The organism is Nitrospirota bacterium, assembly GCA_040756155.1.
Lineage (GTDB): Bacteria > Nitrospirota > Thermodesulfovibrionia > JACRGW01 > JBFLZU01 > JBFLZU01.
In genome coordinates, this window is the sequence record JBFLZU010000123.1 from 1 (window position 1) to 9,377 (window position 9,377).

At 42.7% G+C, this 9,377-nt stretch carries 8 protein-coding genes; all 8 read left to right on the top strand.

Annotation, left to right across the window (positions count from 1 at the left end; genetic code table 11):
- Window positions 1-235 precede the first annotated feature (235 nt).
- The gene (gene aprB / locus AB1488_11670; protein ID MEW6410742.1) at window positions 236-682 is read left to right on the top strand and encodes an adenylyl-sulfate reductase subunit beta; all 447 of its coding nucleotides are present in this window, start codon (window positions 236-238) and stop codon (window positions 680-682) included.
- Between the two features lie 15 nt (window positions 683-697).
- Complete coding sequence (aprA, locus tag AB1488_11675; protein MEW6410743.1) at window positions 698-2,614, top strand: adenylyl-sulfate reductase subunit alpha; 1,917 nt, start codon at window positions 698-700, stop codon at window positions 2,612-2,614.
- A 108-nt stretch (window positions 2,615-2,722) separates the two neighbouring features.
- Window positions 2,723-3,586, top strand: a complete 864-nt coding sequence (locus AB1488_11680; GenBank protein ID MEW6410744.1) for a YkgJ family cysteine cluster protein — start codon at window positions 2,723-2,725, stop codon at window positions 3,584-3,586.
- 8 nt (window positions 3,587-3,594) lie between these two features.
- Window positions 3,595-4,110, top strand: a complete 516-nt coding sequence (locus tag AB1488_11685; GenBank protein MEW6410745.1) for a type I restriction enzyme HsdR N-terminal domain-containing protein — start codon at window positions 3,595-3,597, stop codon at window positions 4,108-4,110.
- A gap of 53 nt (window positions 4,111-4,163) precedes the next feature.
- Window positions 4,164-5,483 carry a CoB--CoM heterodisulfide reductase iron-sulfur subunit A family protein gene (locus AB1488_11690; GenBank protein ID MEW6410746.1) on the top strand — a complete coding sequence of 440 codons (1,320 nt, stop codon included), beginning with the start codon at window positions 4,164-4,166 and terminating at the stop codon, window positions 5,481-5,483.
- Between the two features lie 3 nt (window positions 5,484-5,486).
- Window positions 5,487-7,691 carry a hydrogenase iron-sulfur subunit gene (locus AB1488_11695; GenBank protein MEW6410747.1) on the top strand — a complete coding sequence of 735 codons (2,205 nt, stop codon included), beginning with the start codon at window positions 5,487-5,489 and terminating at the stop codon, window positions 7,689-7,691.
- Window positions 7,692-7,718: 27 nt separating this feature from the next.
- Window positions 7,719-8,513, top strand: a complete 795-nt coding sequence (locus AB1488_11700) for a YkgJ family cysteine cluster protein (GenBank protein MEW6410748.1) — start codon at window positions 7,719-7,721, stop codon at window positions 8,511-8,513.
- On the top strand, window positions 8,498-9,377 hold an 880-nt coding region (gene qmoC / locus AB1488_11705), incomplete at its 3' end, for a quinone-interacting membrane-bound oxidoreductase complex subunit QmoC (protein ID MEW6410749.1). The genes AB1488_11700 and qmoC, both read left to right, overlap by 16 nt.

A 9,377-nucleotide genomic window follows, 5' to 3' on the forward strand; every position in this document is an offset into this window, starting at 1 on the left:
GTTTGACAGTGCTACGACTAAGAGTATTGAGTTACTCCCAAGAGAGGTTAAAGATAAGATATTCAATCTGGTTGTGAAGAAAAAAAGCCTGAATGTTATGGACGAATTCATAAAAAGTGTCAGCAAACACTGACACTAATCACTACTTAATAAAGTGAAAGGAGGTGGAGTTTTAAAATCTCAAATTTCAAATCTCAAATCTCAAATTTAACTTATAAAAAAGGAGGTGTTAATTATGCCAAGTTTTGTAATCAATGAAAAATGTGATGGTTGCAAGGGGCAGGATAAAACTGCATGCATGTACATATGCCCCAACGACCTGATAGTCCTGGACAAAGAGAGGATGAAGGCATACAATCAAGAGCCTGCTTGGTGCTGGGAATGCTATAGTTGTGTCAAGATATGTCCTCAGCAGGCTATGGATGTGAGGGGTTATGCAGACTTTATGCCCCTCGGTGCTGCATCAACTCCACTGAGAGGGACAGAGGACATCATGTGGACCATCACATTCAGGGATGGAAGGATTAAGAGGTTTAAGTATCCGACAAGGACTACACCAGAAGGTTCGATAAAGGCACTGGAGGGATATCCTGAGGCAAAGGCAGAAGATTTAACCGATCAGTTGATGCTCGGAGAGCCTGACATAATGGGAGTAAAGGAACTCCCAACAAAGAAAAAATAAGAAAGGAGGGATAAAGTGAGAGAATTTGCGACAGAAGTTGTTGAGACTGATATATTGATACTCGGTGGAGGGATGGCTGGCTGTGGTGCTGTAGTTGAGGCTGCATACTGGGCAAAGGCTGTAGGTTTAAGGGTAACCTGGGTGGAGAAGGCTGCGGTTGACAGAAGTGGTCCTGTAGCAATGGGCCTTTCTGCCATCAATACATATATGGGAATGGATGGAAAGGTAACTGAGAATCCCCGTATGCCTGAAAGGTTTGTTGAGTATGTAACGAATGACCAGATGGGTTTAACAAGACAGGACCTCGTCTATGATGTTGCAAGACATGTGGATAGCACCGTCAGACACTTTGAGAAATGGGGACTTCCTATATGGAAGGATGAGGCAGGAAATTTTGTAAAATCAGGTGAATGGCAGGTCATGATATCCGGCGAGAGTTACAAGATCATCGTGGCAGAGGCAGCAAAGAGTGCGATAGCAGCCCTTGGTGATAAGGGTCAGTTAATCGAGAGGGTCTATATCACACACCTTCTGAAGGATGAGAAGGAACCTGATAGAGTCTGTGGTGCAGTCGGTTTTAGCGTAAGGGAAGACAAGTTCTATGTCTTTAAGGCAAATGTAGTTATCGCTGTGATGGGTGGTGCAGTCCATGTATTCAGACCGAGGTCACAGGGAGAGGGTTTTGGAAGGGCATGGATGCCACCATTCTTAGGAGGAACGACTTATGCCCTCACTCTCCAGGCAGGGGGTGAGCTCACACAGATGGATGTGACATTTGTCCCTCCAAGGTTCAAGGATTCATATGGTCCTGTTGGCACATTCTTCCTGCTCTTTAAGACACCTGCAACAAATGCCTATGACCAGCCATACGTTGGGGGGTATGATTCCGAGACAGATAAGTGGGCACCATATTCTCATGCGAAACCCTGTCCAACTCCAGTCAGAAACTATGAGATGATACTCGCGGCAAAGGAAGGAAAGATACCATTACTCATGCACACAGAGTTAGTAGCAGAAAGAATAAAGAAGGAGATAACTGATCCAAAGGAGCAGAAAAAGGAGTTAAAAAAGTATGAGTCCGAAGCCTGGGAGGACTTCCTTGATATGACTATTGCAGGTGCAACAAACTGGGCCGCCCATAATATTGACCCCCTTGAAAAGCCGATGGAGCTCTCGACCTCAGAGCCGGTCTTCATAGGTTCACATGCCTGTTCTTGTGGTGCATGGGCCTGTGGTGCTGAAGACCTTATGCCAGCAGAATACAAGGATGCCTTCCCTGCCCAATACAACTGTATGACAACTGTTTTAGGTCTATTTACTGCAGGTTGTGGGGTAGGTGCATGTGCACACAAGTTCTCAAGCGGCTCATTCACACAGGGAAGGATTACAGCAAAGTCTGCAGTTAAGTTTGCCAATGATAACAAGGGATACAAACCAACGGTATCTGAGGATACGATAAAGAACCTCAAAGAAATAGTTTATAAACCACTTGCCCTCTATGAGGAGAAGAACACATATACAACGATGCCGGATATCAATCCCAACTATATTTCCCCACAAATGTTTTTGTTCAGGGTACAGAAGATAATGGGTGAGTATGTAGGTGGATGGGAGACATTGTATGGGACATCTGATAAGATGTTGGAGCACGCCCTCTGGAAATTAGGGTTCTGCGGAGAGGACACAGAGAAGCTTGCTGTAAAGGACCTTCATGAGCTTTTGAGGGCGTGGGAGGCTATCCACAGGTATTGGGTTGCTGAGGCATGTGTGAGGACAAGGCTCGTCAGGAAGGAGTCAAGATGGCCGGGTTATTATCACAAGTATGACTACATGAAGCTGGATGAAGGACAGAAGCACTTTATAAATGTGAAATATGATGCAGAGAAGAAGGAATGGAAGGTAATCGAAAGGCCGATGATCCCAATCATTTGAGCTGGTAGATCCTGAGGGCATTTCCGTTGGGGGCGACCTGAAAGGTCGCCCCCCAAAATTTACCCCGTTAGAAAAAGCTTTCTAACGGGGTAAATTAGAGAATAGTTTATGAATGAAGAATATACCAAAAAACACCGAAGGCTCTCTCTAAATGACAAATTCAAATTCTCATGTCATAAAGGGCTTACCTGTTTTAACACCTGCTGTAGTGATATAAATATCTTTCTCACACCTTATGATGTCCTGAGGATGAGAAGGGCTACTGTGTTATCTTCTGGAGAGTTCTTAAAGAGATATGCCATTCCACTCTTAGGAGATGAGGGGTTACCTCTGGTAGTGCTTAAGATGATAGAGGATGAAAATAAGAGTTGTCCTTTTGTCACCCAAGATGGGTGCAGGATATATGAGGACAGGCCATGGTCATGCAGGATGTATCCTATATTCCCGGCTTCCTCGGAACGTAGATTGAATAATCAACGTCCCTCGAAGGAAGAAGAGTTTTGGATAGAGGAAAAGCCCTCATGCCTTGGATTTATGGAGCACTTCCATGAATCCTCGCACTTCTGTGAAGTGCGGGATGAAGTGCTACCATTTAAAGAGGAAAAACAATGGACAATAGAGGTGTGGAAGAAAGATCAGGGAATCGATATCTATGATAAAATGAATGAATCTTATAAGGAGATCACCTTACATGATTATTTTCGGAAGGGAAATAAGCTTGATTCAGGAAGGGCGAAGATGCTTTATATGTCCTGTTACAACTTGAATGATTTCAAGAGATTCCTTTTTGAAACCAGGTTTTTTGATATTTATGATGTAGAGAATGGGGTTATTGAAAAGATAAAAGAAGATGAAGAAGAACTCTTAAGTTTTGGTTATAGATGGATAAGATTCAATCTGTTCTGTGAAGATACCTTAAAACCTAAAGATAAGGCATTGGATAAACTCCTGCGGTCCAGGAGGGAGGTTTGAGATAAAAATTGTCAGTTATTTGCGATTTTATAACCGGTCAGGAATTAACTGATACTGATGATGAAAGGATCAGACAGGGGATAGAACGGTTCTTGGTCGAAGAGAAAGGTTATTCAAAAGAAGATGTTGAGGTTGACAAAGAGTTCGAGATATCTATTGACGGTGAGGTAAACAGGTCAAAGGTTGACATTATCGTATGTGTTGAAGAAAAGAGATTTATGATTATAAGATGTGCTCGTGGGTCATTGGTCTCAAGGGAAAGGGAGGTCATCTCCTGTGCAAGAACCTTTGATGTTTATCAGATTCCATTTGCCATTGTCACTAATGGAGAGGATGCAGAGGTTCTGGATACTGTTACTGGTGAGGTAATCAGCTGTGGTTTAGGGGCAATACCCTCAAAGAGGGAGGCCCTTGAGGCCATAAAAAGGATTGAATTCAAGAGACTTCCGAAAGAGAGGATCGAGAAAGAAAAGAGGATATTTTTAGCATTTGATGCTATCAAATGCCCCTTAAAATGTGATTAATACAAACGCAATAAGTAGTGTGCCATTAGTAAACTATTTATGGAGGGACAGGCATGGCAACAAAAGATATATTGATTGTAGGCGGAGGGATTAGTGGGATAACTACAGCAGTAGAAGCGGCCGAGGTGGGGTATGAAGTAACTCTTATTGAGAAGAATCCCTATCTGGGTGGAAGGGTCTCTCAACTCAATAAATACTTCCCCAAATTATGCCCTCCAAGTTGTGGACTGGAGATAAATTTCAGAAGAATTAAACAGAATCCAAGGGTCAAATTTTTTACCTTAGCAGAAGTAGAAGGCATATCTGGCAAGGAGGGTGATTTTGATGTCACAATAAAGTTGAATCCCCGTTATGTCAATCAAAGATGCACTGCCTGCAACATGTGTGTGGCAGTATGTCCTGTTGAAAGGTCAAACGATTTCAACTTCGGTATGAATAAGACAAAGGCCATTTACCTTCCCCATGATTTTGCCTTTCCCATGAAATATGTTGTTGATGATAAGTTCTGCAAGAAAGCAGAATGTAACAAATGTGTCGAGGTTTGCAAATATAATGCCATTGATCTAAATATGAAGGCCCAAAGCCTCTCATTAAATGTGGGCTCAATCGTTTGGGCTACTGGCTGGAACCCATACGATGCTACAAAGATTGATAATCTTGGATTCGGAAAATATCAAAATGTCATTACAAATATGATGATGGAAAGGCTTGCAGCACATAACGGCCCTACTAATGGAAAAATTCTCCGTCCATCAGACGGAAAAGAGATCTCAAAAGTGGCCTTTGTCCAATGTGCTGGATCCCGTGATGAGAACCATCTCCCCTACTGTTCTTATATTTGTTGCCTCGCCTCTATGAAACAGGCCACTTATATCAGGGAGCAATATCCTGAGGCAGAGGTATTTATATTTTATATCGACATTCGTGCACCGGGAAGATACGAGAAGTTTTATAAAAAGGTCCAAAGCGATGAAAAGATAAAATTTATTAAAGGAAAGGTCGCCCAGATTGAAGAGGATCCTGCCACAAAGGACCTTACAGTGGTAGCAGAGGATGCAATTGCTGGTAAGAAGATTCATGAGAAGGTAGAACTGGTTGTACTTGCCACTGGGATAGTTCCCAGTACACAGGAGAGGAAGATTCCTGCAAACATATCTTACGATACAGATGGTTTCATTACATCCAGTAACGGAATAGGTGGGATGTACGCTGCTGGTTGTGCCTTAAAGCCATTTGATGTCTATTCCAGTGTGCAGGACAGCGTAGCAGCAGCGCTTAAGGCTATTCAGTCTTTAGTGAGCCCCGTTAGAAGTTCTGCAAGTTTGAGGACTTCTAATGAGGGTAAGGGAACTTCTAACGGGGTAGGGAGGTAATAAATGGAGAAAAAAATAGGAGCTTATATCTGTACAGGATGCGGTATCGGGGAATCCCTTGACACAGAAAAGTTAACTAAGGTAGCTACTAAACAAAAGGCTCAGGTTGTCAAGACCCATCCATTTTTGTGTGGGGATGAGGGTGTTAAGCTCATAAAAAATGACATGGATGCCGAAGGCGTAAATGCTATTGTAATAGCTGCCTGCTCACAACGTGTAAATTATGATGTCTTCAGTTTCGGTAATGTCCTTCTGGATAGGGTCAACCTAAGGGAGCAGGTCATCTGGTGCCACCCACCAAATGATGAAGATACCCAGATGCTGGCAGAAGACTACATAAGGATGGGTCTTCTTAAGATTCAGAAGATGGAGCTTCCTGAACCGTATAAGGTAGGGGACCTTTCTAAAAATATTCTTGTAGTGGGGGGTGGCCTTGCTGGAATTACTGCTGCCACCGAAGCAGCCAAGGCAGGATATGATGTCTTTTTGGTAGAAAAGAACGAATCCCTTGGTGGCTGGATGAGCAAGATTTACAAACAGGCCCCTACAAAATCTCCTTATGCAGATATGGAAGAGCCGGATATTAATATCAGGAGCAAGGAGGCTCAACAGAATCCAGGGATTAAGATTTATACATCTTCTTTAGTAGAGAAGATATCTGGTGGCCCGGGTATATTTGATGTAACTGTAAAACAAAATGGGGAGGTCGAGAGTTTTAGGGCTGGTGCTATAGTCCTGGCCTCAGGCACTGTACCATACGATGCCACAAAACTTGTTCATCTCGGGCTTGGTAAATATCCAGATGTGATAACCAACTACATGATAGAGGATCTCGCCTTAAAGGGAACAATAGTAAGGCCATCAGATGGAAAGGCTCCAAAAAGCGTTGCCTTTATTCTCTGTGCAGGTCAGAGGGATGAGAACCATCTTCCTTACTGTTCTGCAACCTGCTGTGTTGATTCCCTAAAACAGGCAAAATATATAAGGAATCAGTACCCTGATTCAACGGTCTATATATTTTACAGAGACATGAGGACACCTGGCCATTATGAATACTTTTACAAGAGTATTCAGGACGATCCTGGAATGTTTTTGACTAAAGGGGATGTTTTAGGCATCACAGAGGATGAGAATAAAAATCTTGTAGTAGATGTAGAAAATACCCTAATAGGTGAAAATATCCGGGTGAATGTGGATATGGTTATTCTTGCCATAGGAATGGTTCCGGTAACCGCTTTAGGGGAAGAGGAACTTCCACCAGGGGTGAAACCCGGCGATGAGTTTATTCCATATGTTATGATTGAAACAGATATCTTAAACCTTGAGTACAGACAGGGTGGGGAGGTGCCTGTTTTGGCATACGGTTATCCTGACTCGAACTATATCTGTTTCCCTTATGAAACTCGAAGGACAGGCATTTACGCTGCTGGCTCTGTAAGGGCACCTATGGATATACCTTCTACCATAGAGGATGCTACGGGTGCAGCACTTAAGGCGATCCAGTGTATTGAAATGACGGCAAGGGGAGAGGCAGTCCATCCCAGGGCTGGAGATACATCCTATATAGAAATCTTTCTACAAAAATGCACCCAATGTAAGAGATGCACAGAGGAGTGTCCCTTTGGGGCTATTAATGAAGATGAAAAGGCAAATCCACTTTATAATCCAACTCGCTGCAGAAGATGTGCAATCTGTATGGGTGCATGTCCGGAGAGAATCATGTCCTTTAAGAACTACTCAGTTGATATGATAGGAACTATGGTAAAGAACATAGAAGTGCCTCCTGAAGAGGATGAAAAGCCGCGGGCTGTTGTTTTTGCCTGTGAAAATGATGCCTATCCCGCGCTGGACATGGCTGGAATCAACCACCTTAATTATACTCCTTTCGTGAGGGTAGTCCCATTGAGGTGTGCAGGGTCAATGAACCTGGTGTGGGTGGCTGATGCCCTCTCAAAAGGTATTGATGGTATACTCCTTTTGGGGTGCCAATATGGCGATGATTACCAGTGCCATATGGCTACAGGAAGCCACCTCGCTAAGATCAGATTGTCGAAGGTTGCTGAAACACTTGACAGATTAAAGCTTGAGTCTGGAAGGGTTCACATGGAACAGATATCTATCTCAGAATATTACAAGATACCCCAGATATTAGATGAATTTCTGGAGAGATTGAAGGAGTTTGGTCCTAACCCTTATAAAGGATTCTAATTTCTTATTTAAAACTTAAAGGACTGAATGAAGATGTTTGATATGGGTGCAGTAGAGCCGACTAAACTTACCCTTAACAGTAAATTTAAATTTAGCTGCTATAAAAAGATAGAATGTTTTACGAGATGCTGTGGCAGTACTGATATACTCCTTACCCCTTACGACATCCTGAGGATGAAAAAGAGGTTAGAAATTTCCTCAGAAGAGTTTCTTAAGAAATACACTTACATTTATATCGATGAAAGCTCATCGCATCCCCACGCGATGCTCAAAATGATAGATGATAAAGAGAGGAGATGCCCTTTTGTTTCGCCAGAAGGCTGCACCATTTATACAGACAGACCTGCAAATTGCCGCTATTATCCCATCGGTCAGGCAGTTATGAGGAGCCAATCAGATAAAGGGATAGTGAATGAGGAATTCTACTTCTTTATCAGGGATCCAAATTGCCTCGGTTATCAGGAAGACAGAGAGTGGACAATAGAGACTTGGAGGATTGACCAGCGAGTTGACCTTTATGATGACATGAACTGGGAGTGGAAGGAGATCCAGTTGAGAAGAAATGTCCACGGTCATAGCCTTGACGATAAAAAACAGAAAATGTTTTATATGGCAAGTTATGACCTGGACAAATTCAAGAGATATGTACTCGAAAGCAGGCTTCTCGATCTCTTTGATATTGATAAAGAGGAGGTAGAGAAGATAAAGACTGACGAGATCGCATTGATGAAGTTCGGCTTCAAATACTTGAAATATATTTTGATGCTTGAGGAAACATTGAAAGTAAAATATAAGGAGGTAAATAGATGGCAGAACAAGTGATTAAGTCAGATCTGGATTTTGTAAAAGGTGTTATTGCCTCAGGTGGTGAATCCCTCAAAAAGTGCTATCAGTGTGCAACTTGTTCGGTTGTCTGTAAGGTTACTCCCGACAACAAACCATTTCCGAGGAAGGAAATGATATATGCCCAGTGGGGATTGAAGGATAGGCTCATAAACAACCCTGATATCTGGCTCTGCCATCAATGTAGCGACTGCACAGCCTACTGTCCGAGAGGGGCAAAGCCAGGAGAGGTCTTAGGCGCTATAAGGAAATTAAGTATTCAACATTATGCCTTCCCTCAATTTCTTGGAAAAGCCGTTGCTGAAGCAAAATATCTCCCACTCCTTTTTGCAGTTCCTATTATCCTATTCCTTGCTATCTTAGCGTCCTTAGGTAACTTAAGGATTCCTGAAGGTGAGATCGTTTTCGCAAAGTTTATGCCCGTCCTGTATATCGATGCTATATTCATTCCTGTTGCCTCCTTCGCTGCACTTGCATTTGCCATCGGGATATTGAGATTCTGGAAAGATATGAACATAAATCCCTGGAGGATGAAGTTAAAGGGTGCCCTCCCGCCAACCATCATTTCAACGATTGGCGAGATATTATTGCATAAGAGATTTAATAAGTGTGAATTGACTAAAGCCAGATCCAGTTCGCATCTCTATGTGTTCTATGGGTTTGTAGGACTTGCTATTACAACAACATGGGCTATATATTACCTGTATGGATTGAATTGGGAATCACCTTATCCCCTGACAGACCCATTGAAGATGCTGGGCAATTTCAGTGGGATATTGCTTCTTCTCGGTATTACTCTTGTTGTTACGAATAGGTTTAAGAACAAAGAAAAGGCAGATATTG

What these genes read in the sequence shown, in the direction of transcription:
- AB1488_11690 (MEW6410746.1), top strand. Translation starts at nt 4,164, where the DNA reads ATGGCAACAAAAGATATATTGATTGTAGGCGGAGGGATTAGTGGGATA.
- AB1488_11700 (MEW6410748.1), top strand. Translation starts at nt 7,719, where the DNA reads ATGAAGATGTTTGATATGGGTGCAGTAGAGCCGACTAAACTTACCCTT.
- AB1488_11680 (MEW6410744.1), top strand. Translation starts at nt 2,723, where the DNA reads ATGAATGAAGAATATACCAAAAAACACCGAAGGCTCTCTCTAAATGAC.
- aprB (MEW6410742.1), top strand. Translation starts at nt 236, where the DNA reads ATGCCAAGTTTTGTAATCAATGAAAAATGTGATGGTTGCAAGGGGCAG.
- AB1488_11695 (MEW6410747.1), top strand. Translation starts at nt 5,487, where the DNA reads ATGGAGAAAAAAATAGGAGCTTATATCTGTACAGGATGCGGTATCGGG.